Source organism: Natrinema marinum (assembly GCF_024296685.1).
In the GTDB taxonomy this organism is placed as follows: domain Archaea; phylum Halobacteriota; class Halobacteria; order Halobacteriales; family Natrialbaceae; genus Natrinema; species Natrinema marinum.
On the sequence record NZ_CP100763.1, the window covers coordinates 3,048,105 to 3,074,901 of the forward strand.

Below are 26,797 nucleotides of genomic sequence, written 5' to 3' on the forward strand. Positions count from 1 at the left end.
ATCGGCTTTGGATTCTGGTCAGTAAAGCCGGTAAAGCCGGATCCCCTAGAACTCGGTAATGAGTGTCAGGACTGCACACCTCGACATCCGGGGCATGAGTTGTGCGAACTGTTCGCAGACGATCACCGATGCCCTAGAATCCCTCGACGGCGTGCGCGAGGCCACCGTCAACTTCGCCACAGACGAGGGGACCGTCGAGTACGACCCCGAGGCGGTATCGCTCGCCGATATTTACGCCGCGATCGAGGACGCCGGCTACGAGGCCGACCGCGAGAAGCGTTCGATCGGCATCACCGACATGTCCTGTGCGAACTGCGCTGAAACCAACGAGTCGGCCCTCGAGGACACCCCCGGCGTCATCGACGCGGACGTGAACTACGCGACCGACGAGGCGGCCGTCGAGTACAATCCGGCCAACACTTCGCTGTCGGCGCTCTACGAGGCCATCGAGGAGGCCGGGTACACGCCCGTCCGCGACGAGGGCGGCGACGAGTCGGAGGGAGAGCGACGCGACGCGGCCCGACGGGAGGAGATCCGCAAACAGCGCCGACTGACGATCTTCGGCGCGGTGCTGTCGGCCCCGTTCCTGTTCTTCCTCGCCGACAAGTTCCTGCTCGAGGGCGCGTACGTTCCGGAGACGATCTTCGGCGTCTCGTTCGGCTGGGTCGAATTCCTGCTCGCGACGCCGGTCTACGTCCTGCTGGGACGTGAGTTCCTCGAGAACTCCTACACGGCGCTCGCGAAGAACCGGTCGGCCAACATGGACGTGCTGATCGCGCTGGGCTCGTCGACGGCGTATTTCTACAGCGTCGTCGTCCTGCTTGACCTGCTCGCGGGGAGTCTCTACTTCGACACCGCCGCGATGATCCTCGTGTTCATCACGCTGGGCAACTACCTCGAGGCCCGCTCGAAGGGACAGGCCGGCGAGGCACTGCGGAAACTGCTCGAGATGGAGGCCGAGACGGCCACTGTGGTCGACGACGAGGGGAACGAAGCGGAGATTCCACTCGAGGAGGTCGCGGTCGGCGACCGGATGAAGGTCCGGCCGGGCGAGAAGGTGCCGACCGACGGCGTCGTCGTCGACGGCCAGTCGGCGGTCGACGAGTCGATGGTGACCGGCGAGTCGGTCCCGGTCGAGAAAGAGTCGGGCGACGAAGTCGTCGGCTCGACGGTCAACGAGAACGGCGTGCTCGTCGTCGAGGCGACGAAGGTCGGGAAAGACACGGCGCTCCAGCAGATCGTCCGGACGGTCAAGGAAGCCCAGGCGCGCCAGCCGGAGATCCAGAACCTCGCCGACCGCATCTCGGCGTACTTCGTCCCCGCGGTCATTCTGAACGCGATCTTCTGGGGGCTGGTCTGGTTTCTCTTCCCGAAAGCGCTCGCTGGCTTCGTCGGCTCGCTCCCGCTGTGGGGGCTGGTCGGCGGCGGCCCGGCCGCGCTCTCGACGTTCGAGTTCGCGGTCGTCGTCTTCGCCTCCGCGGTGCTGATCGCCTGTCCCTGTGCGCTGGGGCTGGCGACGCCCGCGGCGACGATGGTCGGCTCCACGCTGGGCGCTCAGAACGGCGTCCTGTTCAAGGGCGGGGACGTCTTGGAGCGCGCGAAGGACGTCGACACCGTCGTCTTCGACAAGACCGGCACGCTGACGACCGGCGAGATGACGCTGACCGACGTGGTCGCGCTCGAGGGCGACGGTGAGACGGCGGCCGCTGACGGCGGTGAACCGGCCGCCGACGGTGGCGCGCTCGCGGCTCGAGCCGGCCTCGACCAAAACGAAGTGCTTCGCCTCGCGGCCAGCGCCGAGCGCAACAGCGAACACCCGCTCGCGCAGGCCATCGTCGAGGGAGCCGAGGAACGCGGCCTCGAGCCGACCGACCCCGACGGGTTCGAGAACGTCCCCGGCCAGGGCGTTCGGGCGACTGTCGACGACCGCGAGGTGCTGGTCGGCAACCGGCGGCTGCTCGAGGACGCTGGCGTCGACCCCGCGCCCGCCGAGTCGGCGATGGAACGGCTCGAGCGCGAGGGCAAGACCGCGATGCTGGTGGCCGTCGACGGCGCGGTCGCGGGCGTGGTCGCGGATGCCGACACGGTCAAAGAGAGCTCGGCCGACGCGGTCGCCGCTCTCCGAGAGCGCGGCCTCGACGTGATGCTAATCACGGGCGACAACGAGCGGACGGCCCGCGCCGTCGCCGAGCGCGTGGGGATCGACCCCGAGAACGTCCGCGCGGGCGTCCTGCCGGAGGATAAGGCCGACGCCGTCGAGGAGATCCAGTCGTCTGGCCGCAAGGCGATGATGGTCGGGGACGGGGTCAACGACGCGCCCGCGCTCGCGGTCGCCTCCGTCGGCACGGCCATCGGCTCCGGGACGGACGTGGCCATCGAAGCCGCGGACGTGACGCTGATGCGCGACGATCCGCTGGACGTGGTGAAGGCGATTCGGATCTCCGAGGCCACCCTCCAGAAGATCAAGCAGAACCTCGTCTGGGCGCTGGGCTACAACACCGCGATGATCCCGCTGGCCTCGCTCGGGCTGCTCCAGCCCGTCCTCGCGGCCGGCGCGATGGCGCTGTCGTCGGTCTCGGTCCTCTCGAACAGCCTGCTGTTCCGCCGGTACACGCCCGACCGGGACTACCGACTGCTCGGTCGGCTCCGTCGATAAGCGTCGGTGAACGGGGATCGACCCGCTCGAGAAGTAGCGCTCGCGTTCCGCGTCAGTTCTCTCGGGGCTTTTCTTTGGCTTTTCCGTCGCCGTTTCCGCCGGAGTTGCCCGTCTCGCCGTCCGCTTTTTCGTCGTCCTGCTCTTTCTCTACGTCGCGGATCTCGACGTCGTCACCCGTTCCGCTCTGACTGATCACCGGCCTGAGGACGTACTTGCCGCTCTTGCCGGCCTTGTGGGGCGCGATGTCGTAGACGAAGTCGACCGACTCGTTGTTGCCGACGGTAAACGTCGTGTGGAGTTTGAGCTTGTTGCTGGGCAGTTTCACCTGCGTCGTGCTTCCGTCGGTCAGGACGCCCTCGGTGTCGCTGACGTAGATGAAGACGGTCTCGTACTCGCCGGCCGGTAGCTCGAACTCGTCGATCATCGACGCGTTCGCACCCTTCAACTCGGTGAGGTCGACCGTCGTCTCGTTGACGTCGTACTCGATCCACCCCGCTTCTGGCGCGCCGCCGTCGCCGTCTTTCGCCTCTTCGTCGGCGTCCGTCTCGTTGCCCGCGTCGTCGGCGTCCGTCTCGTTGCCGGTGTCGGTTTCGTTACCCTCGTCGGCTGCCGTTTCGTTCCCCGACTCGGAACCGTCGGATTCGGTTCCGCCGTCGTCGGTTTCGTTCCCGTCACCGTCGCTCGCGCTGCCGGCTTTCTTGAAGCCGACCTTCGTGATCGTCACGTTGAGGTGCTCGAAGTCGTCGATCACGTTCGGTTCGTCGCTCACGTAGAACGCCGCCGTGCCGACGCCGCCGTCGCTCGAGCCCATCGTCTCTCCGTCGTCGTTCGTCGCTTGCTGTGCTGGCTCCCCACCCATGCCACCGGCACAGCCGGCGATGGCGACCAGCGCCGCCACGAGTACCAGTTGGATCGCGCGTCTGTTCATATCCGCCGAAAGTAATCTGAATGAGGAAAAGGGGGGAGACGATACACGCCGTTCAGAACAGTTCAGCGCCGTGAACTGATCGAAACCGTAACCGAGCGTCGTCGCTCAGGGTGCGGCGCTCGCGCCCTCGAGTTGCCCGGCGAACAGCGTCTCGAGCAGGGCGGGCGTGACGAACGCCTCGACGAGGGCGGCGACGAGCAGCAAAAGCCAGGCGGCGAGAACGAGGACGGCGGTCCGATAGACGTAGGCTTTCGTGAAGATTGCGTCGCGCGAGCCGCGGACGCGCTGACCGGCGCGGTAGAGCAGTCGGAAGCCGACGCCGGCGGCGACGAACAGCGCCGGGAGTTCGAAGATCCCGTGGGGGAGCAGGCCGACGACGATGTAGCCGATCCCGACCTCGCTGGCGATGTACGCGCCGATGTTGCCGACGATGACGCCGTTGAACAGCATCGCCCAGGCCGTCAGGAGGCCGAGCGTGAGCGCGCCGAGGATCGAGAGGATGAACGCCCGGCTGTTGTTCAGGAGTAGGAACTGCGCCAGTTCGGCCCTGCTCTGGCCGCTGATGTCCGGGAACAGCGGCTGTCCGAGCGCCTCCTGAATGATCTCGAGGAGGTTGTAGCCGGCGGCCATCAACGCGATGCCGATGAGGATGCCGACCGCGAACAGGCCGGCGGCGAACCCGACGTAGCGGCGGTGTTCGTCCCACGCGTCCGCGAGCGCGGCCCGAGGCGGATAGCTGCCGGAGGGTGGACGCTCCCCTCGAGTCTGGGTATCCATACTGGTATCTCTTCGAAATAAACCATAAAGGCCGCGACTCGGTTCGCGGCGGGCCATCGACAGGCTAAGGCGGCCCGACGAGAACCTCCATCCGATGACGACGCTTGCGATCACCGACGGGCGGGTCCTTCGGTCCGACCAGTCGGTGACGACTGCCGACGTACTGGTCGATCGGGAGGGCGGCGAGATCCTCGAGATCGGACCCAATCTCGGAGACGACGCCGACGAGACGCTCGACGCCGCGGACTCGCTGGTCACGCCGGGGTTCGTCAACGGTCACTGCCACGTCGCGATGACGCTGCTTCGGGGGTACGCCGACGACAAACCTCTCGACGCGTGGCTGCAGGAGGATATCTGGCCCGCGGAGGGTGAACTGACCCCCCAAGACGTTCGCGTCGGTGCCGAACTGGGCCTGCTCGAGTTGATCAAGGCCGGCACGACCGCGTTCGCGGACATGTACTTCCACGTCCCCGAGGTCGCCGCCGCGGTCGAGGACGCCGGCGTGCGAGCCCGGCTCGGCCACGGGATCGTCACCGTCGGCAAGGACGGCGAGACCGCACGCGAGGACGCACAAACGAGCCTCGAGATCGCCCGCGAGTACGACGGCGCGGCCGACGGCCGGATTTCGACGGCCTTTATGCCCCACTCGCTGACGACCGTCGGGAGCGAGTATCTCGCGGAGTTCGTCCCCGAGGCCCGCGAGGCGGGCGTGCCGGTCCACTACCACGCCAACGAGACCGCAGACGAGGTCGCCCCGATCGTCGACGAACACGGTCAGCGCCCCCTCGAGTACGCCGCCGACCGGGGACTGCTCGAGCCCGAGGACTTCCTCGCCCACGGCGTCCACATAGACGAGACGGAGATCGACCTGCTCGCCGACGCCGGAACGGGCGTGATCCACTGCCCGGCGTCGAACATGAAACTCGCCAGCGGGATGGCCCCCGTCGAACGCATGCTCGAGGCCGGGGTCACCGTCGGGCTGGGAACCGACGGCGCGGCCTCGAACAACGATCTCTCGATGTTGGACGAGGCCCGCGACGCGGCCATGCTCGGCAAGCTCGCCGCCGACGACGCGAGCGCGGTGCCCGCCGAGGCGGTCGTCGAGCTGGCGACGCGGGGCAGCGCCGCGGCGATCGGCCTCGAGTCGGGGCGGCTCGAGGAAGGCGCGCCGGCCGACCTCGCGGTGATCGACCTCGATAAACCGCACCTGACGCCGCCCCACGACCTCGTGAGTCATCTCGCGTACGCGGCCGCGGCGGCCGACGTGCGCCATACCGTCTGCGACGGGCGGGTCCTCATGCGCGACCGCGAGGTGTTGACGCTGGACGAGGCGGCGGTTCGGGAACGGGCGCTCGAGGCGGCCGAGTCGCTGGCCGCTCGCGCCGACGGGTAGGCGCGGTCTCGAGCCTCTTGACGGGGATGGGCGTTACGGAAAGTAAACGCTCAGCGCTGCGGATAAACTCCCAAAACGATTCTCGTGGCGTTTTGACCTGCAACAAACCTCGAGAACTGCCGGCCGGCTTTATCTAATAATCCCTGAAAGTCACGCTCGGAAGATGAAGAACCGACTGCTGACGACGGCACTCGTCGCCGTCATGATCGTGTCCGTGTTCGCATCGGCGGGCACGGTGGCTGCACAGGAAAGCGGGGGCGATCTGTCGGTGGCCGCCGATGGGACCGTCGTCACCGTGACGTCGAACGGTACTGCGGTCGACGGCGCGGCCGTCTCCGTCGCGACGACGGATGAGAACGCCTCGTACGCGGGAACCGGCGACTACGCGACCGACGCGAACGGAACGGTCGATCTCCCCGCACCCGAGGGGAACGTGACCGTCTCGATCACCGCGACGGCCGATAACGCGTCCGCGACGACCACGACGACGCTGACGGCCGACGCGGCCGGGAACGAGTCCGACGACGAATCCGCGACGAACTTCGGCGCGATCGTCTCCCAGTTCGTCGAGGAACAGCAAAACGAGACGAACGGCTCGATCGGCCTCGCGGTCGCGAACTTCGTCGTCGAGAACAACCCCGGCAACGCGCCGGACCACGCCGGCCCGCCCGGCCACGCCGGTCCGCCCGGTAGCGACGACGGCAACGAGAGCGACGGCAAACAGGGGCCGCCGGCCCACGCCGGTGGGCCGAGCGAAGACGGGGACAACGGCAAACAAGGTGGCGGCCCGCCGAGCCACGCCGGTCCGCCGAGTGACGGCGACGATGCCGACAGCGAGGAGTAACGCATCGTAGTCCCGTTCGATCGACGAGGCACGTAGCATTCGAACCCACCACCACCAGATTTCGCGGTTCGTTTTTCGGCCGACTCACTGATGACTCGAGCGGCCGCGCCGCCGTTCTTCTGTCACCGTCGGCTCGGTTCGGTACCGTTTTTGCCTCGGTCCCACTCAGTCGACCCATGACCGACGCCGAGTATCCCCCGATCAGCGAGCAACTCGAGGAACTCGAGTCCGCTCGCGAAGAGGGTCGCCGGAAGATGGACTGGGCCGCCCAACACATGCCGATCTTGGAGCACGTTCGCGAGGAGTTCGTCGCCGAGCGCCCCTTCGAGGGCGAGCGCATCGGGATGGCGATGCACGTCGAGGCCAAGACGGCGATCCTCGTGGAGACGCTCGCGGAGGGCGGCGCCGAAGTCGCAGTCACCGGCTGCAATCCACTCTCGACCCACGACGACGTGTCGGCGGCGCTGGATACCCACGAGAACATCACCAGCTACGCCAAGCGCGGCGTCGACGACGAGGAGTACTACGACGCGATCGAGGCCGTCATCGCCCACGAACCCACGATTACCGTCGACGATGGGATGGACCTCGTCGCCGCGATCCACGAGGACTACCCCGAGCTGATCGACGGCATCGTCGGCGGTGCCGAGGAGACGACGACGGGCGTCCACCGCCTGCGCGCGATGGACGACGACGGCGCCTTAGAGTACCCCGTCTTCGCGGTCAACGATACCCCCATGAAGCGGCTGTTCGACAACGTCCACGGCACCGGCGAGTCATCGCTGGCGTCGATCGCCATGACCACGAACCTCTCGTGGGCCGGGAAGAACGTCGTCGTCGCGGGCTACGGCTACTGCGGGAAAGGCGTCGCACAGAAAGCGTCGGGCCAGAACGCCAACGTCATCGTCACCGAAGTCGAGCCTCGGCGCGCCCTTGAGGCCCACATGGAGGGCTACGAGGTCATGCCGATGGACGAGGCCGCCGAAGTGGGCGACGTCTTCCTGACGACGACGGGCAACCGCGACGTCATCGTCGAGGAGCACTTCGAGAAGATGGGCGACGGCGTCTTGCTCGCCAACGCGGGCCACTTCGACATCGAGATCGATCTCGAGGCGCTCGACGACCTCGCGGTCGACCGCTACGAGGCCCGCGACGGCGTCGAGGCCTACGAACTCGCGGACGGCCGTCGACTGAACGTCATCGCCGAGGGCCGACTGGTCAACCTCGCCGCGCCCGTCTCGTTAGGTCACCCCGTCGAGGTCATGGATCAGTCGTTCGGTATTCAGGCCGTCTGCGTGCGCGAGATGCTGGAAAACGGCGACGCGTACGACGCCGGCGTCCACGACGTTCCCGACGAACTCGACACGGAGATCGCGGAGATCAAACTCGAGGCCGAGGGCGTCGACTTCGACTCGCTGACCGACACCCAGCGCGAGTACATGGGGAGCTGGGACCACGGGACCTGAACCGGTCGCCGCAGGTCACTCCTCGCGTTCCCGTTCTTCGGCCGTTTCGGCCGCTTCGACCACGAACACGAGACTCCCGTCCTCGAGGCCGCCGAGCCGGAGTCGGACCGGGAACGGCTCGCCGGTCGTCCGCCGGGCGGTACAGCCGCCGGTCCACCGCCAGCCGTCCGCGACGGTCGGCAGCGCCGTCGACTCGAGGCGGGCGACCGTCTCGTCGGTGAACAGCGCCTGCCAGGGAGTGCCAGAGAGTGCGTCGCGGTCCGCATCGAACTGCATCGCGAACGGGCGGCTCGCGAACTGGATCTCGTCGTCGGGGCCGATGATCGCGACCGCCCCGCCGGCAAACTCCAGGCCGGCGAGCGACCGGCGCGACAGCACGGCCAGCCGGCGGTGCTCGACGAGTTCCCGGACGCGGTTGGCGAGCCGTTCGGGGGTCGCGTCCCGTTCGACGACGGCGGTCCACTCGTGGGACCGTACTGCGTCCGCGAGGGCCGGGGTCCGCTCGTCGACTAGGGTGACGACCGGGAGGTCGGGCGCGTCGCCTCTGACCGACTCGAGGAGGTCGTCGACCGCCGCGTGGGCGTCCCCTGCCTCATCGTCGCCGCCGTCGCTCGCGATCACGTGCAGCGAGACGAGGAGACAGTCGATCTCGTCGAATCGTCCGCGCGCGTTCGGGAGTTCCGTCGCCGTCTCGAGAACGAACTCACGCCCGTCGTCGAACGCGGGTTCGAGCTGTTCGCGTCGCTGCTCGTCGGCGACGAGCAACAGCCGCGTTTCCGCGGGCGGCGTTCGATCGGTCGGTGCTGGGGCTGATGGCGGAATCAGCATCGGATCCATACTCGTTCTCCGGCGGGGCGGTGGTGTGCAGGCGAATCTCCGTCGATGGACCGTCGGCTCGTGGGTCTCGAACGCGGCGTAGTGGGCGTGTCACTGCGGGGACGTTCACTCGGTGCCATGGACCGTTCCATCGATCGCGACGGTGCCGTCGCTTCGAACTTCGACCAGTGAGCCGTGGTATCCGAACTCGACGCTCACGTCGGCGCTCGAGTCGGACTGGAAGAGCTGGTCGAGCGCCTCGGGGTCGATCGCGTGGTACAGCGGCTCGAGTTCGGAGGGGTCAGTGTCGGTCGCGGCTGCGAGCGCTTCGACGACGCGGAGACTGATAGAGTCGCTATGATAATCCAGGGTCGTGCTGGTCATGCTGTTTCTCGATTAGGGACCTGACGGTATCCGCCTACCCCTTATATGCGTAATTCCAGCAGCGAATCGACACTACGTGTATAGTGTCTCGTGGAAACCGGACGCGAGCGCCGTCATCGGCCGCAATGATGGGGTGTGAGGACGGGGTCCGGAGCGAACGCCGGTCGGCGAGTATTCGCGGGGAATCTCTCGGTTGCGATCCTCACTGAATCGTGACCTGTATTCAGGAAAGTAACCGCATAAATCATTGCACGTCGGCGTCTAGACGGGCGTATGGTCGTCGCCGCGGTTCAGATCAGGACACACGTGACCGTCCGACAGGTGGCGCTCGCGATACTGCTCGGCGTGCTCGGTGGAGCGCTCGTCACCGGCATCGGCGGCCCGGTTGCGGGCCTCAGTGCGCTCGAGCCGACCGTCAATCCGGGACCGGGGGTGCTTCTGGTAGGCCTCGCCGCCCGGAGCGGATCGGACCGGACGGGTGATATCGAACGACTCACCGACGAAGTCCGTCAGTTCGTCACACGAATCGACAGCGACGCGACGCCGTCGGACGGCGAAGAACTCGAACTCGTCGACGCCGGCGAACGGACTGATTTCACGATCGACCGTGACGACGAGGTCGGTCGACTGTCGGAGGTGATCGACGAGTTGGCGGTGGCGGTCCGGGAGCGCGAACGTCGACGCACGGAGAGCGAGCGCCGCCTCGAGCGGGCACAGGCGTTCACCGACGACATGCTCGACGCCGTCGACGACGTCGTCTATCTGCTCGACGAGAACGGCGACCTCCGGCGGTGGAACGAGAGCCTCTGTGCGGTGACGGGCTATACGGACGCCGAGATCGAATCGATGCACACGCTGGATTTCTTCGACAAATCCGACCACGACCTGATCACGGACACGATAGCGGAGGTCTTCGACGAAGGGGCCGCATGCGTCGAAGTGGCCCTGCGGACGAAATCGGGCGATCGGATCCCCTACGAGTTCGTCGCGTCGACGGTCGAGAACCCGGCGGGAGAGGAGATCATCGCGGGTGTCGGCCGCGACGTCAGCGAACGGAAGGCCAAAGAGCACCATCTCGAGCGGTACAAGGAGTTCACGAACGACGTGCTAGACGCGCTGGACGACGTCTTCTACATCCTCGACGAGGACGGCGACCTCCGACGGTGGAACGAGAGCCTCTGTGCGGTGACGGGCTATACGGACGCCGAGGTCGAGTCGATGCATGCGCTGGACTTCTTCGACGAATCGAGTCGAGGTGCGATACGCGACTCGATCGAGGAGGCGTTCGAGACCGGTGAGACCCGCGTCGAAGCCGACCTGCGGACGAAGTCGGGCGATCGGATTCCCTACGAGTTCATCGCGTCGGTGCTCGAGGCGCCCGACGGCCGGCCGGTCGAGGTCGGTATCGGCCGAGACATCACCGAACGCGAGGAGCGAGAGCGCCGACTCCGCGAGCGCGAGGCGCGTCTCGAGCGGACCACGCACATGCTCGAGCAGTCCCAGCGGCTGGCAAACGTCGGTGCCTGGGAACTCGACCTGTCCACCGAGCCGGTCGATCTCCGGTTGACCGCAGAGGTCCGCCGAATACACGGCATCGCCGCCGATCGGTCGGTCGGGCTGGAAGAGGCACTCGAATTCTACCACCCCGACGACCGCCCGCAGATCCGCGAGGCGATCGACCGCGCGATCGAGGACGGCGAGCCGTACGATCTCGAACTCCGAATCGTCACGAACGACGACGAAGTACGGTGGGTCAGGACGATCGGCGAACCGGTCTACGAGAACGGAGCGGAGTCAGCCGACGGCGAGGTCGTCACGCTCCGCGGATCGTTTCAGGACATCACCGACCGCAAGGAGCGCGAGCGCGAACTCGAGCGCAGCGAGACCATCATTCAGGCCCTGGGCGAAATGGTGTACTCGCTGGACGAGGAGGGGGATTTCCAGTTCGCCAACGATGCGATCACGTCGATCATCGGTTACGAACCGGCCGACCTCATCGACGAACACGTCTCGACGGTGATGACGCCGGAGGATCTCGAGATCGCCCGAGACCGGATCCGTGACCTGCTTCGGGCCGACGAGGTCTCTCGGACGTTCGAGATGGACCTGGAGACCGCCGACGGCGAAGTGATCGAGGCGGAAAACCACATGGCGCTGTTGCCGATGCCCGACGGGGAGTTCGCCGGGGCGGCGGGCGTCGTCCGCGACATCACCGAACGAAAGGAGCGCGAGCGCCGGCTCCGAACGACGAGCGCACGGCTCGAAGCGCTCTTCGAGAACTCGCCGGACATGATCAACGTGCTCGATACCGGTGGGACGATCGTCGACGCGAACCGACGGCTCGCCGAGGAACTGGGCTACGCCGCGGACGAACTGCTCGGCACGAAGATCTGGGAGCACGATCGCCTGGTCGACGCGGACGACGCGGCGACCTTGCTCGAGGGGATGTCGGTCGGCGAGCGACGGAAGTTCGAAGGGGAGTATCAGCGCTGCGACGGGTCGACGTTCCCCGTCGAAGTGCACCTGATTCACATCGACCTCGAGAACGAGAACCGTTTTATCGCGATCAGCCGGGACATCACGGAGCGAAAAGAGCGCGAGCGGGATCTCAGGGAGACGAAACGCCGCCTCGAACTCGCGCTCGAAGGGACGAACACGGGTGTCTGGGAGTGGGATCTCGAGACGGACAGGGTCGACTGGAACGAGACCTACGAGGGGCTGTTGGGGCTCGAGCCGGGGGCGTTCGGCGGCACGTTCGACGCCTTCGAGCAGCGCGTCCATCCCGACGACGTGGCCCGCGTCAGAGAGGAGGTCGGCCGGGCGATCGAGAACGACGAGCTGTTCCAGACGGAGTTTCGGCTCCGACACGAGGACGGGAGCTGGACCTGGGTCGGCTCCCGCGGTCGTGTCGTCCACGACGAGGACGGGAGCGACCGCATGGTTGGCATCAACAACGACATCACCCAACGCAAGGAACAGGAACGCGAACTCGAGCGGACGACCGAACTGCTCGAACAGGCCGAGCGGATCGCCGGCATCGGCGGCTGGGAGTTCGACGTGAGCGCCGACCCCCCCGAGGTGACGCTGACCGATGGGTTGCGTCGGCTCTACAACCTGCCACAGGACGTAGACATCAGCCCGGAACTGGCGTCGTCGTTCCCCCATCCGGACGACGAAGCGCTGGTCCGCGACACCGTCGATGCGGCGCTCGAGGAGGGGAAAAGCTACGAGATCGAACACCGCATGCAGACGGCCGAGGGCGACGAGCGCTGGGTCCGATCGCTCGGCGAACCGGTCTATCGGAACGGTCACGAGGAGCCGGTCGCTGGCACTCGGGACCGACCGCAACCGTCCGACGACATCGTCGGGGTCCGCGGGACGATTCAGGACGTGTCCGACCGCAAGGAGCACGAACTGGCGCTCGAGGCGCTTCACAGCGCCGCGCGCGACCTGCTCGGTACCGAGACCGAACGGGAGGTCGCGGAACTGGTCGTCGACACGGCTGACGACATCCTCGAGGCTTCCGGGATGGCCGTCTATCACCTCGATCCCGCCGTCAACCGGCTCGAGCCCGTCGCAGCTACCGACGCGTTCGCGTCGCTCTGTGACGACGCCCCAGGGATCGCCGTCGGCGACGGCGACTCCGCCCTCTGGAACGCGTACGTGACGGGGGCCGCGACGGTCGTCGACGACCCCGCGTCGGTCGATCGGTCGCGCGTCTTCGGGCCGACCGTCGAGAGCGTCGTCGTCGTTCCGATCGGCGACCACGGCGTCTTCGTCGTCGCGTCGGCGGACGAGCCGATCGACGCCGCGGCCCGGCGACTGATCGAGACGCTCGTCGCGACGACCGAGGCCGCGTTCGACCGCCTCGAGAGCGAGGCCAGCCTCCGCGAGCGGGAGGCGGAACTCGAGGAGCGAAACCGGCGGCTCAACCGCCAGATAGCGATCACCCAGCTCATCAGGCGGATCGATCAGTCGATCATCGGAGCCGACAGCCGCGAGGAGATCGAACGGACCGTCCCCGAGCGGCTGCTCGAGGCCGACGCCGTCACGTTCGCGTGGATCGGCGAACTCGACGCCACCGGGACGCGACTCGAGCCCCGCGCCTGGGCCGGCTCGAGACAGGAGTATCTCGACGATGTCGGCTTGGGCTACGACGCCGCGACCGAACCGGCCGTCCGCACCGCGCGCTCCGACGCGCCGACCGTCGTCTCGAACGTCGTCGAGGGGCTCCAGGACGAGGACTGGCGGCGTCACGCCCTCGATCGGGGCTTCCAGTCGGTCATCAGCGTCCCGCTGTCGTACGCCGAGTACTCCTACGGCGTGCTCACGGTGTACGCCGACGAGCCGGACGCGTTCGAGGACCTCGAGCGGACAGTCGTCACGGAACTCGGCGAGGGGATCGCGAACGCGATCACCGCCGTCAAAACCCGCGAAGCGCTCCACGCGGAGACGCTGCTCGAACTCTCGCTCCGGATCGAGGGGCCGGACGACCTCCTCTCCCGGATCACGTCGATGACGGGGGCCCACGTCGAATACGAAGGGCTCGGTACGCACGCCGGCGACGAGACGCTGCTATTCTTCGAGACCAGCGGCGCGCCGGCCGACGACGTTCGCGCGGCCCTCGAGGAGACCGTCTCGGTGACCGACTACCGGCTCATCGGCGACGCCGACGGCGACTGCCGATTCGAGGCGACCGTCACCGGCGACGTCATCGCGTCGCATCTGGTTCGTCACGGCGGCAGTCCCCGCTCGATGCACGCCGACGAGACCGGGACGGAGGTCACCGTCGACGTCCCTCCGGGGACCGACGTTCGGGAGTTCGTCGACATGCTACAGGAGCGGTACGCGTCCGTCGAACTGCAGGCCCGCAGACACGTCGAGCGGTCGATGCAGACGCGACACGAACTCGTGACCTCGCTGCTCGAGGCGCTGACCGACCGCCAGCGCGAGGTGTTGCGGACGGCCTACTTCGCCGGCTTCTTCGACTGGCCCCGCGGCAGCACCGGCGAAGAGATCGCCGACATGCTCGGGGTAAGCCAGCCGACGGTCAACCGGCACCTGCGGGTCGGCCAGCAGCGGCTGCTGGCGGCGTTGTTCGAGGACGAGTCCCTCGTCGCCGTCGGAGAGTAAGCGAGTTCGTGGCTGCGTTGCTTCGGCTCGACCGCGGGTGGGAATTCCTCGAGAGGAACGCACAAGGACGTGGTTCCCGTAGGCTGGTGCATGGCGACGACCTCGCAGCAACGAGAGGACGGCCCGATTCGATCGACGATGGTCGCGGTCGGGCTGGCGGCGTTTGGCATTCTCGCCAGTCAGTTTACCGTTCTCCCTGCCCTGCTGCTCGATCCGGCAGTGATCACCTCACCGCTCGATGCATCGATCGCGAGCCGAACGCTGTTGCTGACCCTGAATTTCGTCGGCTTCGTGCTCGCCGGCGCGATCTATCTCGCCGCGACCGATCGCGGCTGGTCGTACGTCGATCTCCGTCCCCCGACGAAACAGGGCTGGCTGTACATACTCGCGGGCGTTCTCGGCAGCATCGTCTTCTACGTCCTCGTCAGCGTGATCGTTCAGTTGCTCTCCCTGCCGTCCGCGGGAAACTCGGTGATGACCTACATCGGTGACGATCAGACGATGGTCCTCGTCATGATCGCGATCGTCTTCTTCTTCAACGCGCCGGCCGAGGAGTTCCTCTTCCGAAATATCGTCCAGAAGCGGCTCTACGATGCGTTCTCCCGCGTGCAAGCGGTCGTCATCGCCAGCGCCATCTTCGCGCTGATTCACGTCGTCTCGTATGCGGTCTCCGAATCGCTGCTCGCGACCGTCGTCCCGGTCGTGGTCGTCTTTGGCGGTTCGCTCATCTTCGGCCTGCTCTACGCGAAGACGGACAACCTCTTCGTGCCGATCGCCGCTCACGCCTCGTTCAACGCCCTCCAGTTCGGCCTGATCTACATCGCCCTCGAGTACGACCTCGAGGCCGCCGACTCGTCCGCGGCGCTGCTGGTCGACCTCGCGGCGGCCGTCCCGCTGTAGCCGCGTCGGCGACCGCCGTGCCGGAGCCGCGCCGATCGGTCGCGGTCGCCGCGTCGTCCGTTCTTTTATTAGCACCGGCGGGCGAGGAAGGGGTATGTCTCAGGCGAAGGGCGACCGCCGCGAACGCGAACTCGTCAACGCGCTCGACGAGGCCGGCTTCGCGGTGATGCGGGCGCCCGCCAGCGGCTCCGCGACCGAACGCGAACTCCCCGACGTATTGGCCGGCGACGGCGAGCGCTTCTACGCGATCGAGGCGAAATCGAGCGCCGGCGACCCGATCTATCTCACCGGCGAGGAAGTCGAGGCGCTCATCTACTTCGCGCAGAACTTCGGTGCGAAGCCCCGCATCGGCGTCCGCTTCGACCGCGAGGACTGGTACTTCTTCCACCCCGGCGACCTCCACGTCACCGACGGCGGGAACTACCGCGTCAAGAAGGAAACTGCCCTCGCCGACGGCACCGACTTCGCCGAGTTCACCGGCCGCTCCGAGAAGGTCACTCTCGAGGAGGCCGCGGCGGCCGGCGGCGACGACGGCCCCGACGAAGACACCCTCCGCGTGCTCGACGCCGTCGCACAGGGCGTGATGGATGTCGAGGAGGCCGCGGAGTTGCTCGAGTAGCCGAGCAGGTCTCCCACACCGGTCGGCCGACCGGCGTTCAGTCGTCGGCCGGCGCCGCTTCGGAGAGCGTCTCGGGATCGACCGGCGCGTGGTGGACGATCGGCTCGAACGCCTCGAGGACGGACCGGTCGCCGCCGGTAATCCCCCGTGCCTCACGGGTTTCGAGTGCTGTCGCGACGAACCGCCGCGCGACCAACGCCGTCCGGCCGTCGCCGTCCTCGAGGTCGGCTTGGGCTTCCGCGAGCAACAGCGCGGCGGTGAACACCTCGAAGACGTAGTGAGCGAGCCGCTTGGCCGAGAGCTGGGCGTACTCCGAGTCTTCGCCGGCCAGCGCGACCAGCGCCTCGGTCAGCTCCTCGTACTCCGCGGCGACGGTTTCGGCCGCGTCCGCGAGCGCGGGGTGGGTGACGGCCTCGAGTCGCGCCTCGACCGCCGCCGCGAACGGCTCGAAAGCGTCCTCGCGCTCTAGGGCGCGGACCACGTCCAGCGAGAGGACGTTCTCGGTCCCCTCCCAGATCGGCAGCACCTGCGCGTCCCGCAGTAAGCGATTGGTGACGAAGTCGTCGACGTAGCCGTTTCCGCCCTGGATCTCCATCGCATACGACGCGGTGTCGACGGCCATCCGTCCCGTGCGGAGCTTGGCGATCGGGATCAACAGCCGAAGCAGCCGGTACTCGTCGTCGACGTCGTCGCTCGAGTCCCCGTTGCGCCGCGCCCGCTCGCGCTCGGAGAACAGCCGGCCGACCTCGTGGACGTACGCCGTCGCGGCCTCGTAGTCGACGGTCATGTCGACTAAGTCCTCCCGCATCAGCGGAAACTCGTCGATCGTCTTGCCGAACGCTTCGCGCGTGGCGGCCTGAACCTTGCTCTCGAGCAGCGCCCGGCCCATGACCCCGCAGGAGGCGGCGGCGTTGGCGAGCCGCTCTAGGTTGAGCATCTCGGTCATCTGTTTGAAACCGGCTTCCTGCTCACCGACGAGGTATGCTTTCGTCTCCTCGAACTCGACTTCACCGGTCGGGACGGCGATCGTGCCGAGCTTGTCCTTCAGCCGGCGGTACAGTTGGTCGTTGAGCGCCTCGCCGGGCGGCGCCCCCTCGAAGTCCCGGCGATCACCCTTGGTCAGTACCCCCTCGTCGGGATCGCCGTGGGGGACGAGGAACATCGAGAGCCCGCCGGTTCCCGCCGGCGCGTCCTCGGTCCGGGCGAGCGCGAGCGTCCCTTCAGCGTCGATGTTGGAACAGAACCACTTCTCGCCGGTGAGCCGCCAGCAGCCGGCGTCCTCGTCGTACCGCGCCGTCGTCTCGTTGGCCCCCACGTCGCTGCCGCCCTGTTCCTCCGTGAGGAACATCGCGCCCTCGATCAGGTCGTCGTAGTCGCGGCTGACTAGGCCCCGATAGTAGGGCTCGAGATTCCCGTCGTCGAACCGTTCGAGGACCAGCGCCGAGCCGGCGGTCATCGCGACGGGACAGCCGAAGCCGGCGTCGGCGTACGACAACAGCTGTAACATCGCGAGGGAGTGACTGATCGGCATCGGTTCCTCGCGGCCGGGCGGGGCCTCGAACGCGTCGGCCACGATGCCCGCTTCGTAGGCCAGTTCGTCGTTTGCGAGCTGTTCGGCCGGGTACCGGACGAAATTTTGCACGTCGCCGTACCTGTCGTACGTCTCGAGCTCCGGCCCGTGGTCGTCGACGTAATCGGCGTTGTCGGCGACGGTGTGGCCGATCACCTCGCCGAAGTCGGCGAGCCGAGGCTCGGCCCACTCGAACTCGTCGGCGTCGTACACCCGACGCAGTTCACGCTGGAGCGTGCGGTCGAGCTCCCAGTAGTTCACGTGCCGTCCCGCCTCGAACGCGCCGTACTCGATGCCCGCGCCCATGGCTCGCTAGTCGCTGTCAGGGCACAAGAAAACGGGCGATGGCAATGCGATGTGCGTTGCAAACCGTTGTCGTCCTTCGAGACGCCGGTCTCGCACTGTTCGCGCCGCGTTCGCGTCAGGCTCGCGCCTCGCGCTTGCGGTTCGTTCCTCACCGCTCGTTACGCCACTGCGCTCAGATCAACTTCGCGCCGCGCGCTCGAGGCGCGTCCGCGGGAAGACGTACACTCGCAGCGACGAGGGAACGACGCCGTTGCGGGCGACCCTGGCGTGGGGATAGACCGCGCCGACGACGGGCACGTCGCCGGCGTACCCCTCGTTGGTCTCGTACTCGGCGACGGTCGTGTCGACCGCACCGATCTCGACGGCGTCGGCCCGCAGTTCGGAGACGTCGACGACGGTGAGCCGATCGCCGGTCTCGCGGTCGACGACGGCGTCGCCCGGATAGATCGCGTGGGTCTCGCAGTAGAACGGTGCGGACTCGTCCTCGTCGACGAAGATCGTCTCGCCGCAGTCGTGGCAGTCGACGGCGACCTCGCCCGGCGGCGGGGTTCGGCCCTCCGTGATCTCGATCGCGACGCGGCGGATGTGCTTGCAGCGGGCCTCGCGGAAGACGTGATCCGGACAGGTACACCGACCGCCCTCGAGATCGACGAGGTAGGTGTGGTCGCTCGCAGACTCGATCTCGTAGAGGCCGTCGCCCAGCGGCAACACCGACATCGGCTCGGTGCGGGCGCGCCGCGATCGCTCCGCGAGGTGGTCGGAAGACGGTACTGGAAGCGGTGCTTTCGGTGACGCTGTTGTTTTCATAGGTGCGTCGAAGGTGGACTCGCTGGTCGGCTGGCTATTCGAAACAAATAGGGGCTCGAGCGAAATAACGGGCTCGCTTGCACCCTCAGGGCCGCGATTTATACGCTGAATTCGCGCGCTCGCGGCCGCCACGGGGACTCGCCGTCCGACGCCCCCTTCGAAGCGCTTTTCACCCGGCCGACGAAACCGATCCGACAATGCTCGACCGCGAACAGGTCATCGAAATCGGCGTCTCCATCGCTGCCGTCGTTCTGATGCTGGCGGGGATGCTCGGCGTCGCCTCCACCTACGGCAACGGCAACGGTACCCTCTCGACCGAAGGTGGCTGGATGCTCGTCTGGGTCATCGTCGGCTTCATCGTCGTACTCACCGCGGTCGGGATCGGGCTGGCCTTCCTGCTGAACGATCCCGAGGACGACCTCGAGACGAACGACGACGACGAGACGGACGCTCGAGGAATCTAGACGCGTCGACACGCTTTTCATCTTGTCCGGCTGACATCCGGTATGCGCCCCGACGATAGCGCCGATCGATCGACGAGCAGTCGGATCGCCGCCCTCCTCACGCTTGTCCTGCTCAGCGCATCGGTACTCGGTCTCGCGACGACCGTCCTCGATCCGGTCGTTGCCGTCGGTGCCGTCGCCGTTCTCGTCGGATTCGCGCTCTTCCGTCGCTGGCGCTGGGCCGTCCCGTCGCCCCGATCGCCGCCGGACGACGGACCGAGCGAGCGCACGCGCGAGGACGATGCCTCGAGCGTCTGGAACGCGATTCCGACCTGGCAGTACGACGGTCGACACGTCGAAGCCGGCGGGATGACTCGCGGCGAACAGGAACAGGCGGTACGGGAAATACACCAACGGGCCGATGAACTGACCGAGGAGCCGCGACGACAGTAACGCGGTCAGTCGCCGCGTGCGGCTTCGTTTTCGCCGTCGGTTCGCTCCCGCCAGTCCTCGAGGTCGTCGTCGTCGGCGTCGTCGATCCGCTCCTCGTAGTAGGCCATCGGGTGGGGAATGCGCTCGCAGAGGTCGTCTTTGTTGACGCAGTCGCCGTAGGACTGCATCGTCGCACAGGACGGCGGCGAGTACTCCGTCGGCGAGGTCTCGCCGCGGATGTGGTCGGTCTGGTAGCGGGTCATCTCCTCGCCGAACGAGGAGTTCACCCGATAGAGGTCGACGATCTCGTCGGTCGTCATCCCGATGCTCGCGAGGAAGGCGGTGATCGCAAAGCGGGAGTGATGTGGCAGGTGTTCGCCCTTCTGAATCTGGTCGAGCAGTGCCTTCATACACGGCGGGAACAGGTCCGGGACGACGGTGTCGATCTCGCGAGTGAGGTCGAGGTCGGCGAGCACTTCGCGGATCTCGGCGGCGTCGTCCTCGAGCGCGGTCGTGATGGCGTCGGGGACCTCGAAGGGGAGGCCGTCCTCGATGCGGCTCCGGATCGCCTCCCGGACGAGCGCGAGCAGTTCGTCCTCGTCGACGGGCACCTCGCCGGCCGAGAGCGGGCGGTTGACGAGTCGCCACGTGTCGTCCCACAGATCCTCGGCCAATGGCAGGTACGTACCGACGTCGAGCCGGTAGCCGTCGCCGTCCTCGCGGACCGCTCCTTGCAGGTCGAACTCGGCGAGCAGGTCCGCGAGTGCCAGCCCCGTCGACTCCACGCTCTTGAGTTCGGTCGTGTCCGCCATGTCGGCGGTAAACCGGTCGTAGGCCGTCTCGGACTCGGCACGAGCGTACTTGCGGACGAGCACCTGTTCTTCGACCAGCGAGACGAGAACGCGCGCGACGGGATAGGAGAGGAGTTCGACTCTGGCCTCGCGGTGTGGCTCGCCGGTCTCGCCCGCCTCGAGCGCGGCGATCACGCGTTGGCGCGCGCGGTCGACGACCGCCCGGTCCTGCTCGACGACGGTCGCGAGATCGACCGCTTCCGTCGCGACGGACTCGCGCGCGGCCTCGAGAAACGGGTACCGGGCGTGGCGTCGCTGCATCGGTAAAACGATTTTACTCCGGCGGGATAAACGCGCTGGTTCCTCCAATCATCTTTTATCAGGAACCGTCCGTTTCGGCGGGTATTTCCCGACGATTTATTGCCGGTGCCACTGCGCCGACTCGAGGCTCGCGGCGGCGGTAAGACGCTGTTACCGGCGGCCGGCGGGCGGGCGGCGACCGCTGTCGCTCGACGCCGCCGGTCGCGTCCGCCGCGAGGATCGATTTCAAGGGCGTTCGACACGTCACCTCGGATATGCCACAGGCGACGAGAGACGGCGTGTCGATCTACTACGAGCGCGAGGAGGGAGCCGGCGACCGGACCGCGCCGGTCGTCTTCGTCCAAGGGTTGGGCTTCGGGCGGTGGATGTGGCGATGGCAGCGCGAGGCCGTCGCTCCCGAGTACGAGGTCGTGGCCCCCGACAACAGGGGGACCGGCCGCTCGGACGTCGGTCTTCCCCCGCTGGTCCCGCGGCTACCGGGCACACTCCGTGCGCTCGTCATCCTCAAACTGGCCGGCTACTCGATCGGCGGGCTGGCAGCCGACCTCGAGGCCGTCCTCGACGACGCGGGGATCTACGACGCTCACATCGTCGGCGCGAGCATGGGCGGGATGATCGCCCAGCGCTACGCACTCGAGTACAACCGGACGAAGTCGCTGACGCTGCTCTGTACGAGCCACGGCGGCCCCGACGCGGCGCCGGTCCCCGACGAGACGCAGGAGCACATGTTCGATACTCCCGACGGCGCGAGCGAGCGGGAGACGCTCCGCCATCGCATGCGGCCCGCGTTCAACGACCGGTTCACCAATCGGAACCCCCATCTGATGGATCAGATCCTCGAGTGGCGACTCGAGCAGGACGCGGGCGATCCCGCCCGCGAAGCACAGGCGACCGCCGTCCAGAACTTCGACGTGAGCGACCGCCTCGACGGCCTCCGCGTGCCGACGCTGATCCTCCACGGGACGAACGATCGGGTCGTTCCCGTGACGAACGCGCGGCTGCTCGAGGAGAAGATCGCCGACAGCCGCCTCGAACTCGTCGATGGCGGCTCCCATCTCTTTTTCATCGAGGATGACGACGCCGTGAACGAGCAACTGCTCGCGTTCCTCGAAGAGCAGGACTGAGAGACGACGCTGCGGTCGCGTCGATGCCGACTGAGACGGCGTCGTTAGCTGGCCGCGGTGGCGTCTCGAATCCGGATCTGGCCGTCGCTTCGGACGCCAACGTCGAGTCCCTCGTAGGTGAACCAGATCAGATGCGTTCCGTTCGTCCCGGCCCGTTGGGCGTGGTCGACCAGCGAATTGAGCGCGTCCGGATCGACGATGTCGTACAGCGGCGACAGCGTCTCCGGCTCGGCCTCGAGAACCGCTGCGACGGCGGTGACGACGGCTTCGCTCGGCCGCTCGTCCGCGGGGTCGAACGTCGTGACGTACCGTTGGTCGCGTGACTCGGGCTCGTCCGGCGAATCGCTCGTGGAGGGCATGCGCTACCACAGGGCCGCCCGCCCGGTAGCCGCTGCCCTGCCTATGTTCTTCTTTTAAACGACGAAAACGAGTTGGCGAAACGAGTCTCCTGGCGACGGCCAGCCGGTCAGTCGCTCTGGATGCGCGGCGCGAGCATATAGGTGACCTGTCCCTGTCCCTCCGCGAAGCCGAAGTAGATCTTGACGGGGAACTCCTCGCCGAGATCGAGCGTGACCTCGGTGTCCTTGGGGATCGCCTTGTTCATGTCCTTGAGATAGTCCAGCGAGAACAGCGAGTGAGCGGGACCGACCTGCAGGTCGATCAGGTCCTCTTGGGTGAGCTCGAGGTGGACGTCGTCGGTGTCGCCCTCCGCGTCGACGTAAAAGTACTCGTCGGCCTCGTCGACGCCCAGCGCGATGTGGTCCGAGACCATGTCGGCGGCCGTCACCGAGCGGTTGACGTCTTTGCCCTCGAGGACGACCTCCGCGGGCAGATCGAGGTCCGGGATGTCGGGTTCCTGGCGGATCGAGTCGGGGTCGATGAGCGCGAGCGTGTACTCGAGGCCGTCGATCTGGATGTGGAGCTTGCGGGTCTCCTCGTCGAGTTCGAGCTGGATAAGCTGGCCGGAGTCGGCCATGCCGGCGATGTCTTCGAGTCGCGAGAGGTCGACGCCGATCAGCCCGCCGTCCGCCTCGTAGGATTCGAACGCAGCCGCATCGAGCGAGAGGTCGACCATCCCGACGTTCGCGGGGTCGACGGCCCGGATTTCGAGGCCGTCCTCCTCGAGGTGGATCTTGCACTCGTCGACCAGCACGCTCACCGAGTCGAGCGCGCTGGTGAGCGTTTCGGCGCTCACGATGGCCTTGAACATATAGGTCGCCGTACGGACGGTTGCCATAAAAAGCCACCCTTTACGCGCGGGCGGGCCCGGGTCGCGCCGCCGCTCGAACTGCCTGCCCACGCCGTTTCGCCGCGGTCACCGGTGAACGACACGCGTATCCCCCTCGAACCGCTATCTGGCCCAAATGAGTCGCAAGGACCACTACTACAACAAGGCCAAGCAGGAGGGCTATCGCTCTCGAGCGGCCTACAAGCTCAAACAGCTCGACGACTTGGAGAACGTCCTCGATCGGGGCGACACGGTCGTCGACCTCGGGGCCGCGCCGGGCGGCTGGCTCGAGGTCGCCGCCGAGGCCGTCGGCCCGCAGGGGAACGTGATCGGGGTCGACTTCCAGCGGATCAAGGACTTCGACGACCACGACAACGTCGAGACGCTCCGTGGCGACATGATCGAGGAGAAGACTCGCGACCGGGTCATCGACGCCGCCGGCGGCTCGGTCGACGCCGTACTCTCGGACATGGCACCCAACATGTCCGGCGAGTACTCGCTCGATCAGGCCCGCTCGCTCCATCTGGCGCGACAGGCATTCGAGACCGCCCTCGAGTTGCTCGACAGCGGCGGCGACTTCGTCGTGAAGGTCTTCGAGGGGCCGGACGTCGACGACTTCCGGGCCGACGTCGAGGCGGAGTTCCAGTACGTCCGCGCGACCTCGCCGAAGGCAAGCCGCGACGAGTCCTCCGAGGTCTATTTCATTGGGAAGGGGCGACTGACTGCGTCTGTCCGACCGGGCGACGAACTCGAGGTGGAGATCGAAGACGTGGGCGGCGAGGGCGACGGCATCGCCTCGGTTGAGGGCTACCGGCTGTTCGTGCCCGATACCGAGGTCGGCGAGACCGTAACGGTCCGCGTCGAGGACGTGAAGCCGAACTTCGGGTTCGCACAGCGTCTCGACGGCGAGTAAGCCGCGCCGTTACTCGTCGCTCTCGAGGCGGTCGTGGCGCTCGTCGATCTCGTCTAGAATATCCAGGGTCTTGCGGATCGAGGCACGGATCGCGTCGCTGCGGTTGACGAACTTGCCGTCGTCGCCGACGTGGTCATCGAGGTCCTCGAGGAGTTCCTGCGGGATTTCGACGCTGATCTTGGGCATCAGTTAGGTAGCCGTTCGCACGTCCCTGACTTAAGGGTAGTTGGTGGACGGGGCTCCGTCGCCGCGGACTCGAGCCGATACGCTCACCAGCGCGTCGGGCAGTCCCGTCGCGGGACGGGCTGCCGTGGTCAACAGCACCCGCCGTCGTCGGGCGACCACTCGCATGCATCGCCCGTCGTCAGGTCGTTCTCGTCTACGTACGCAGAGAGACACGCGTAGTTACAGAAGTACGCGGGCGATCCACAGTCGTCGGTGCAGTCGCGGACGCAGATCGGGTCGTGATCGAAGATCCGCGAGCCACAGTACGCACAGGTCTCGTCCGCGTCGGGCGTCTCGATGGTGGTCGACATACCCGTGCTAGGAGTGGGGCCGACGAAAGCGTTTCCCGGCGTGCCGTCGTCACTTCGCCGCGGCGTCTTCGGCGTCCGGTTGCGCGGTCGTTCCACCGCCGCCGCCGTCGAACAGCCGTCCGCCGGCGGTGAGGACGTAGAGCACGGCCAGCCCGATCAGGTAGGTAACCGAGATCGGGATGGCAAAGAGCAACATCATGAGGATGCCCTCGGGGCTGAAGAAGGCCGCGAGGGCGAAGATCGCGACGACGACCGGCCGCCAGCGCTCGAGCATCATGCGGTAGCTGATGATGCCACCGACGTGGAACAGCGCCATCGTGACGATGATGTTGAACAGGAAGCCGATGCCGACGGTCGTGAAGATGACGAGCCAGAAGAAGCTCTTGATCCGGTAGGAGATCTCCATCCCGTTGGCGAGCGCGTCCGAGATCAGATACGAGATGATCGACGGCGCGACCCAGAAGAACCCGAGGTAGGTCCCGACGGCGAAGCCGGCCAGCAGGCCGCCGCCCCAGAAGATGAACGTTCGCCGGTCGCCGTAGACCAGACCGCGCTCTTTGGCGGCCGGCCAGGCGTAGTACAGTACCAGTGGAAGGGTCGCCACGAGACCGGCGAGCGCGCTCACTTTCGCCTCGAAGATGAGCACCTCGACGGGGTGCAGTGCGACGACGATGTCCAGTTCGTTGATGAGCACGTCGAGGCCCTCGGCGGAACTCAGTTCGGACAGATCGACGCCGTCACCGACGACCTCGACGAGCACGTCTCGAGGCACTCGGCTGAGGAAGAGCTCGAGGATCCTCCTGATCCCGCCCGAGTAGAGCCAGAAGAAGGAACCGCCCATGACGAGCATAAACAGCCCGACGATGCGGAACACCTTCGAGGTGAGGCTGTTGAAGATAAAGGCGATGTCGTAGGCGTAGCCGCCGATGTCGTCCTCGGTCGTCTCGTCCTCGGTGAAGGGGTCGAGCATCCCTGCGGCGGTGTTGGCAAAGAGGCTCTCGTCCCCGCCACCGCCGCCCCCACCACCGCTCGCCGCGGCGGTTGCCGCTCCGCCCGCGGCCGAGCCATCGCTCTCGGCTGCCGCCTCGAGGGAGTCGAACCGGTCGAGGATGGCCTGGGCCTTGTCCCGATCGTCGTCGTACATCGCCTGTCGGGAGTACTCGAGGGCCTGGTCTTCGCTCATGCTCAGGAAGACCTGCGTCGAGATATCGGAGATGTCCTCGGCCTCGAGCGTCTCCCAGTCGATGTCCTCGTGGGTGTCGGCGCGCCGGATGTCGTCCTCGCGCGGATAGACCGGCCCCTGCAGGACGCGGATCGTATAGCCGAGCAGGACGACGAAGCCGGCGACGAGACTGACGATGGTCCCGACCGCGACCGCGCCGGCGAGGCCGTGGGTGTCCGCCGTCGTCTCGAGGCCGAGCGGTTCCGTGGGACGGATCAGGTCGGGGAACGCGGGGAAGACCGTCTGGTGGAGGTAGTCGAAGGCCCCCTGCTCGACGGCGACGGTGGCCGCGGCCGCGACGACCGCTAAGATGGCGCCGAACTGGAGCAGTCGCCATTTGACGTGTCCAGTCCCCGACCCGCCGGATTTCGCGGCCCCGCGCCGCCGGGCGTTGGAGACGACTTTGGCCAGTCCGAGACTGAACACGTAGAGGACGACCATCGGCGTTGCCCACATGACCTGCGTGAACGGGTCCGGCGGCGAGAAGACGGCGCCGAAGATCACGATCGCGACGACGGCGTGTCGCCACTTGTCGCGGAACGTCTCGTAGGGGATGATCTCGGTGTAGGAGAGGACGCCCATGATCAGCGGCAGTTGGGCGGCGAGCCCGAACGACAGCGTCAGCAGCGCCATGAACTCGGTGAACTCGGTGATACCGAAGCTGGGCTTGATACCGGCGCTGACGGCGTTGCCCGCGAGGAACGCGAACGCGAAGGGGAAGAAGACGCTGTAGGCGTAGAAGACGCCGAGCGCGAACAACACCAGCGACATCGTCACGAAGCCGGCGATGTACCCCTTCGAGATCGGAACGACGCTGTCGTAGCCGCGTCGACGGATCGCCTTGCGGGTGAAAAAGAGAAGTGCGGGAATCGCGACGATGATACCGGTGATGATCCCGATCTTCGCCTGCAGGAGGATCACTTCGAACGGCGTCCGGGTGATGACGTCGGTCGAGGCGACGACGTTGTCGCTCATCTGCGACGTCGCGGTCGCCTCGAGGAAGTCCCAGATGACGACGCGAAGCGCGTAAAAGGAGCCGACGAACCCGATGAGGAAGACGATGAACACCTTCTGGAGGTGCTGCTGGGCACCCGAGAGGAGCGTGCCGATCGTTTCCCGGCCGGTGTTTAGGGCGCGGGCGGTGTCCTCGTCGAGGGCAGAACTCATTGGGTTGGGGTAACTGACATC

23 protein-coding genes are annotated in these 26,797 nt (G+C 66.8%); 11 read left to right on the forward strand and 12 right to left on the reverse strand.

Going from position 1 to position 26,797, the window contains the following annotated elements; all coding sequences use genetic code 11:
• Positions 1 to 58: 58 nt before the first annotated feature.
• Entirely contained in the window at positions 59 to 2,656 is a 2,598-nt protein-coding gene (locus NKH51_RS15205; RefSeq protein ID WP_254762522.1) for a heavy metal translocating P-type ATPase, read from the forward strand.
• A 52-nt stretch (positions 2,657 to 2,708) separates the two neighbouring features.
• Here NKH51_RS15205 and NKH51_RS15210 read toward each other — a convergent pair whose 3' ends face one another.
• A complete protein-coding gene (locus tag NKH51_RS15210) occupies positions 2,709 to 3,584 on the reverse strand; it encodes a DUF4382 domain-containing protein (protein ID WP_254762523.1) in 876 nt (291 codons plus the stop codon).
• 105 nt (positions 3,585 to 3,689) lie between these two features.
• Positions 3,690 to 4,361 carry a stage II sporulation protein M gene (locus NKH51_RS15215; RefSeq protein WP_254762524.1) on the reverse strand — a complete coding sequence of 224 codons (672 nt, stop codon included), beginning with the start codon at positions 4,359 to 4,361 and terminating at the stop codon, positions 3,690 to 3,692.
• A 94-nt stretch (positions 4,362 to 4,455) separates the two neighbouring features.
• On the opposite strand from NKH51_RS15215, the gene NKH51_RS15220 reads away from it, so the two are divergent.
• The 3 genes from NKH51_RS15220 to NKH51_RS15230 all read left to right on the forward strand — a co-directional run bounded on the left by NKH51_RS15220 (position 4,456) and on the right by NKH51_RS15230 (position 8,064).
• Complete coding sequence (locus tag NKH51_RS15220; RefSeq protein WP_254762525.1) at positions 4,456 to 5,754, forward strand: amidohydrolase; 1,299 nt, start codon at positions 4,456 to 4,458, stop codon at positions 5,752 to 5,754.
• A 163-nt stretch (positions 5,755 to 5,917) separates the two neighbouring features.
• Positions 5,918 to 6,598 (forward strand): hypothetical protein, encoded by a 681-nt coding sequence (locus NKH51_RS15225; RefSeq protein WP_254762526.1) that lies wholly within the window; start codon positions 5,918 to 5,920, stop codon positions 6,596 to 6,598.
• Positions 6,599 to 6,774: 176 nt separating this feature from the next.
• Complete coding sequence (locus tag NKH51_RS15230) at positions 6,775 to 8,064, forward strand: adenosylhomocysteinase (protein ID WP_254762527.1); 1,290 nt, start codon at positions 6,775 to 6,777, stop codon at positions 8,062 to 8,064.
• A 15-nt stretch (positions 8,065 to 8,079) separates the two neighbouring features.
• Here NKH51_RS15230 and NKH51_RS15235 read toward each other — a convergent pair whose 3' ends face one another.
• Together NKH51_RS15235 and ddfA are read right to left on the reverse strand one after the other, a co-directional pair.
• Positions 8,080 to 8,901, reverse strand: a complete 822-nt coding sequence (locus NKH51_RS15235) for a PAS domain-containing protein (RefSeq protein WP_340674291.1) — start codon at positions 8,899 to 8,901, stop codon at positions 8,080 to 8,082.
• 105 nt (positions 8,902 to 9,006) lie between these two features.
• Complete coding sequence (ddfA, locus tag NKH51_RS15240; RefSeq protein WP_254762528.1) at positions 9,007 to 9,264, reverse strand: DdfA family disk-determining factor; 258 nt, start codon at positions 9,262 to 9,264, stop codon at positions 9,007 to 9,009.
• Positions 9,265 to 9,537: 273 nt separating this feature from the next.
• Between ddfA and NKH51_RS15245 the strand changes: the two genes are divergently transcribed.
• The 3 genes from NKH51_RS15245 (at position 9,538) to hjc (ending at position 15,916) form a co-directional block, all read left to right on the forward strand.
• Complete coding sequence (locus NKH51_RS15245; RefSeq protein WP_254762529.1) at positions 9,538 to 14,397, forward strand: PAS domain S-box protein; 4,860 nt, start codon at positions 9,538 to 9,540, stop codon at positions 14,395 to 14,397.
• A gap of 90 nt (positions 14,398 to 14,487) precedes the next feature.
• Positions 14,488 to 15,297, forward strand: coding sequence for a CPBP family intramembrane glutamic endopeptidase (locus NKH51_RS15250; RefSeq protein WP_254762530.1), 810 nt, complete (start codon positions 14,488 to 14,490; stop codon positions 15,295 to 15,297).
• A gap of 94 nt (positions 15,298 to 15,391) precedes the next feature.
• A complete protein-coding gene (gene hjc / locus NKH51_RS15255) occupies positions 15,392 to 15,916 on the forward strand; it encodes a Holliday junction resolvase Hjc (protein WP_254762531.1) in 525 nt (174 codons plus the stop codon).
• A gap of 37 nt (positions 15,917 to 15,953) precedes the next feature.
• On the opposite strand, the gene NKH51_RS15260 is transcribed toward hjc, so the two are convergent.
• Both NKH51_RS15260 and NKH51_RS15265 read right to left on the reverse strand, forming a co-directional pair.
• Positions 15,954 to 17,792 (reverse strand): acyl-CoA dehydrogenase family protein, encoded by a 1,839-nt coding sequence (locus tag NKH51_RS15260; protein ID WP_254762532.1) that lies wholly within the window; start codon positions 17,790 to 17,792, stop codon positions 15,954 to 15,956.
• Between the two features lie 177 nt (positions 17,793 to 17,969).
• The gene (locus NKH51_RS15265; protein WP_254762533.1) at positions 17,970 to 18,599 is read right to left on the reverse strand and encodes an SWIM zinc finger family protein; all 630 of its coding nucleotides are present in this window, start codon (positions 18,597 to 18,599) and stop codon (positions 17,970 to 17,972) included.
• 197 nt (positions 18,600 to 18,796) lie between these two features.
• Here NKH51_RS15265 and NKH51_RS15270 point away from each other — a divergent pair, with 197 nt between their 5' ends.
• Together NKH51_RS15270 and NKH51_RS15275 are read left to right on the forward strand one after the other, a co-directional pair.
• Positions 18,797 to 19,063, forward strand: a complete 267-nt coding sequence (locus NKH51_RS15270; protein WP_254762534.1) for a DUF7472 family protein — start codon at positions 18,797 to 18,799, stop codon at positions 19,061 to 19,063.
• A 42-nt stretch (positions 19,064 to 19,105) separates the two neighbouring features.
• Positions 19,106 to 19,495: a hypothetical protein gene (locus tag NKH51_RS15275; RefSeq protein WP_254762535.1), complete on the forward strand. Its 390-nt coding sequence runs from the start codon at positions 19,106 to 19,108 to the stop codon at positions 19,493 to 19,495.
• A 5-nt stretch (positions 19,496 to 19,500) separates the two neighbouring features.
• On the opposite strand, the gene priL is transcribed toward NKH51_RS15275, so the two are convergent.
• Positions 19,501 to 20,586: a DNA primase regulatory subunit PriL gene (priL, locus tag NKH51_RS15280; protein WP_254762536.1), complete on the reverse strand. Its 1,086-nt coding sequence runs from the start codon at positions 20,584 to 20,586 to the stop codon at positions 19,501 to 19,503.
• A gap of 254 nt (positions 20,587 to 20,840) precedes the next feature.
• Between priL and NKH51_RS15285 the strand changes: the two genes are divergently transcribed.
• Positions 20,841 to 21,710 (forward strand): alpha/beta fold hydrolase, encoded by an 870-nt coding sequence (locus tag NKH51_RS15285; protein WP_254762537.1) that lies wholly within the window; start codon positions 20,841 to 20,843, stop codon positions 21,708 to 21,710.
• Positions 21,711 to 21,754: 44 nt separating this feature from the next.
• Here NKH51_RS15285 and NKH51_RS15290 read toward each other — a convergent pair whose 3' ends face one another.
• Positions 21,755 to 22,069: a HalOD1 output domain-containing protein gene (locus tag NKH51_RS15290; RefSeq protein ID WP_254762538.1), complete on the reverse strand. Its 315-nt coding sequence runs from the start codon at positions 22,067 to 22,069 to the stop codon at positions 21,755 to 21,757.
• A 107-nt stretch (positions 22,070 to 22,176) separates the two neighbouring features.
• Entirely contained in the window at positions 22,177 to 22,920 is a 744-nt protein-coding gene (locus NKH51_RS15295) for a DNA polymerase sliding clamp (protein WP_254765165.1), read from the reverse strand.
• 154 nt (positions 22,921 to 23,074) lie between these two features.
• On the opposite strand from NKH51_RS15295, the gene NKH51_RS15300 reads away from it, so the two are divergent.
• On the forward strand, positions 23,075 to 23,851 hold the full coding sequence (locus tag NKH51_RS15300) for an RlmE family RNA methyltransferase (protein WP_254762539.1): 777 nt from the start codon (positions 23,075 to 23,077) through the stop codon (positions 23,849 to 23,851).
• Positions 23,852 to 23,860: 9 nt separating this feature from the next.
• Here NKH51_RS15300 and NKH51_RS15305 read toward each other — a convergent pair whose 3' ends face one another.
• From NKH51_RS15305 to NKH51_RS15315, 3 genes are all read right to left on the reverse strand, one after another.
• On the reverse strand, positions 23,861 to 24,037 hold the full coding sequence (locus NKH51_RS15305) for a ribbon-helix-helix domain-containing protein (RefSeq protein ID WP_254762540.1): 177 nt from the start codon (positions 24,035 to 24,037) through the stop codon (positions 23,861 to 23,863).
• A gap of 128 nt (positions 24,038 to 24,165) precedes the next feature.
• Positions 24,166 to 24,387: a hypothetical protein gene (locus NKH51_RS15310; RefSeq protein WP_254762541.1), complete on the reverse strand. Its 222-nt coding sequence runs from the start codon at positions 24,385 to 24,387 to the stop codon at positions 24,166 to 24,168.
• 49 nt (positions 24,388 to 24,436) lie between these two features.
• The gene (locus NKH51_RS15315; RefSeq protein WP_254762542.1) at positions 24,437 to 26,776 is read right to left on the reverse strand and encodes a twin-arginine translocase subunit TatC; all 2,340 of its coding nucleotides are present in this window, start codon (positions 26,774 to 26,776) and stop codon (positions 24,437 to 24,439) included.
• Between the last annotated feature and the right edge of the window lie 21 nt (positions 26,777 to 26,797).

What these genes read in the sequence shown, in the direction of transcription:
- hjc (WP_254762531.1), top strand. Translation starts at nt 15,392, where the DNA reads ATGTCTCAGGCGAAGGGCGACCGCCGCGAACGCGAACTCGTCAACGCG.
- NKH51_RS15235 (WP_340674291.1), bottom strand. Translation starts at nt 8,901, where the DNA reads ATGGATCCGATGCTGATTCCGCCATCAGCCCCAGCACCGACCGATCGA.
- NKH51_RS15215 (WP_254762524.1), bottom strand. Translation starts at nt 4,361, where the DNA reads ATGGATACCCAGACTCGAGGGGAGCGTCCACCCTCCGGCAGCTATCCG.
- NKH51_RS15245 (WP_254762529.1), top strand. Translation starts at nt 9,538, where the DNA reads ATGGTCGTCGCCGCGGTTCAGATCAGGACACACGTGACCGTCCGACAG.
- NKH51_RS15310 (WP_254762541.1), bottom strand. Translation starts at nt 24,387, where the DNA reads ATGTCGACCACCATCGAGACGCCCGACGCGGACGAGACCTGTGCGTAC.
- NKH51_RS15265 (WP_254762533.1), bottom strand. Translation starts at nt 18,599, where the DNA reads ATGAAAACAACAGCGTCACCGAAAGCACCGCTTCCAGTACCGTCTTCC.
- NKH51_RS15205 (WP_254762522.1), top strand. Translation starts at nt 59, where the DNA reads ATGAGTGTCAGGACTGCACACCTCGACATCCGGGGCATGAGTTGTGCG.
- NKH51_RS15295 (WP_254765165.1), bottom strand. Translation starts at nt 22,920, where the DNA reads ATGTTCAAGGCCATCGTGAGCGCCGAAACGCTCACCAGCGCGCTCGAC.
- NKH51_RS15230 (WP_254762527.1), top strand. Translation starts at nt 6,775, where the DNA reads ATGACCGACGCCGAGTATCCCCCGATCAGCGAGCAACTCGAGGAACTC.
- NKH51_RS15300 (WP_254762539.1), top strand. Translation starts at nt 23,075, where the DNA reads ATGAGTCGCAAGGACCACTACTACAACAAGGCCAAGCAGGAGGGCTAT.
- NKH51_RS15260 (WP_254762532.1), bottom strand. Translation starts at nt 17,792, where the DNA reads ATGGGCGCGGGCATCGAGTACGGCGCGTTCGAGGCGGGACGGCACGTG.
- NKH51_RS15275 (WP_254762535.1), top strand. Translation starts at nt 19,106, where the DNA reads ATGCGCCCCGACGATAGCGCCGATCGATCGACGAGCAGTCGGATCGCC.
- NKH51_RS15250 (WP_254762530.1), top strand. Translation starts at nt 14,488, where the DNA reads ATGGCGACGACCTCGCAGCAACGAGAGGACGGCCCGATTCGATCGACG.
- NKH51_RS15225 (WP_254762526.1), top strand. Translation starts at nt 5,918, where the DNA reads ATGAAGAACCGACTGCTGACGACGGCACTCGTCGCCGTCATGATCGTG.
- priL (WP_254762536.1), bottom strand. Translation starts at nt 20,586, where the DNA reads ATGCAGCGACGCCACGCCCGGTACCCGTTTCTCGAGGCCGCGCGCGAG.
- NKH51_RS15210 (WP_254762523.1), bottom strand. Translation starts at nt 3,584, where the DNA reads ATGAACAGACGCGCGATCCAACTGGTACTCGTGGCGGCGCTGGTCGCC.
- NKH51_RS15270 (WP_254762534.1), top strand. Translation starts at nt 18,797, where the DNA reads ATGCTCGACCGCGAACAGGTCATCGAAATCGGCGTCTCCATCGCTGCC.
- NKH51_RS15285 (WP_254762537.1), top strand. Translation starts at nt 20,841, where the DNA reads ATGCCACAGGCGACGAGAGACGGCGTGTCGATCTACTACGAGCGCGAG.
- NKH51_RS15220 (WP_254762525.1), top strand. Translation starts at nt 4,456, where the DNA reads ATGACGACGCTTGCGATCACCGACGGGCGGGTCCTTCGGTCCGACCAG.
- ddfA (WP_254762528.1), bottom strand. Translation starts at nt 9,264, where the DNA reads ATGACCAGCACGACCCTGGATTATCATAGCGACTCTATCAGTCTCCGC.
- NKH51_RS15305 (WP_254762540.1), bottom strand. Translation starts at nt 24,037, where the DNA reads ATGCCCAAGATCAGCGTCGAAATCCCGCAGGAACTCCTCGAGGACCTC.
- NKH51_RS15315 (WP_254762542.1), bottom strand. Translation starts at nt 26,776, where the DNA reads ATGAGTTCTGCCCTCGACGAGGACACCGCCCGCGCCCTAAACACCGGC.
- NKH51_RS15290 (WP_254762538.1), bottom strand. Translation starts at nt 22,069, where the DNA reads ATGCCCTCCACGAGCGATTCGCCGGACGAGCCCGAGTCACGCGACCAA.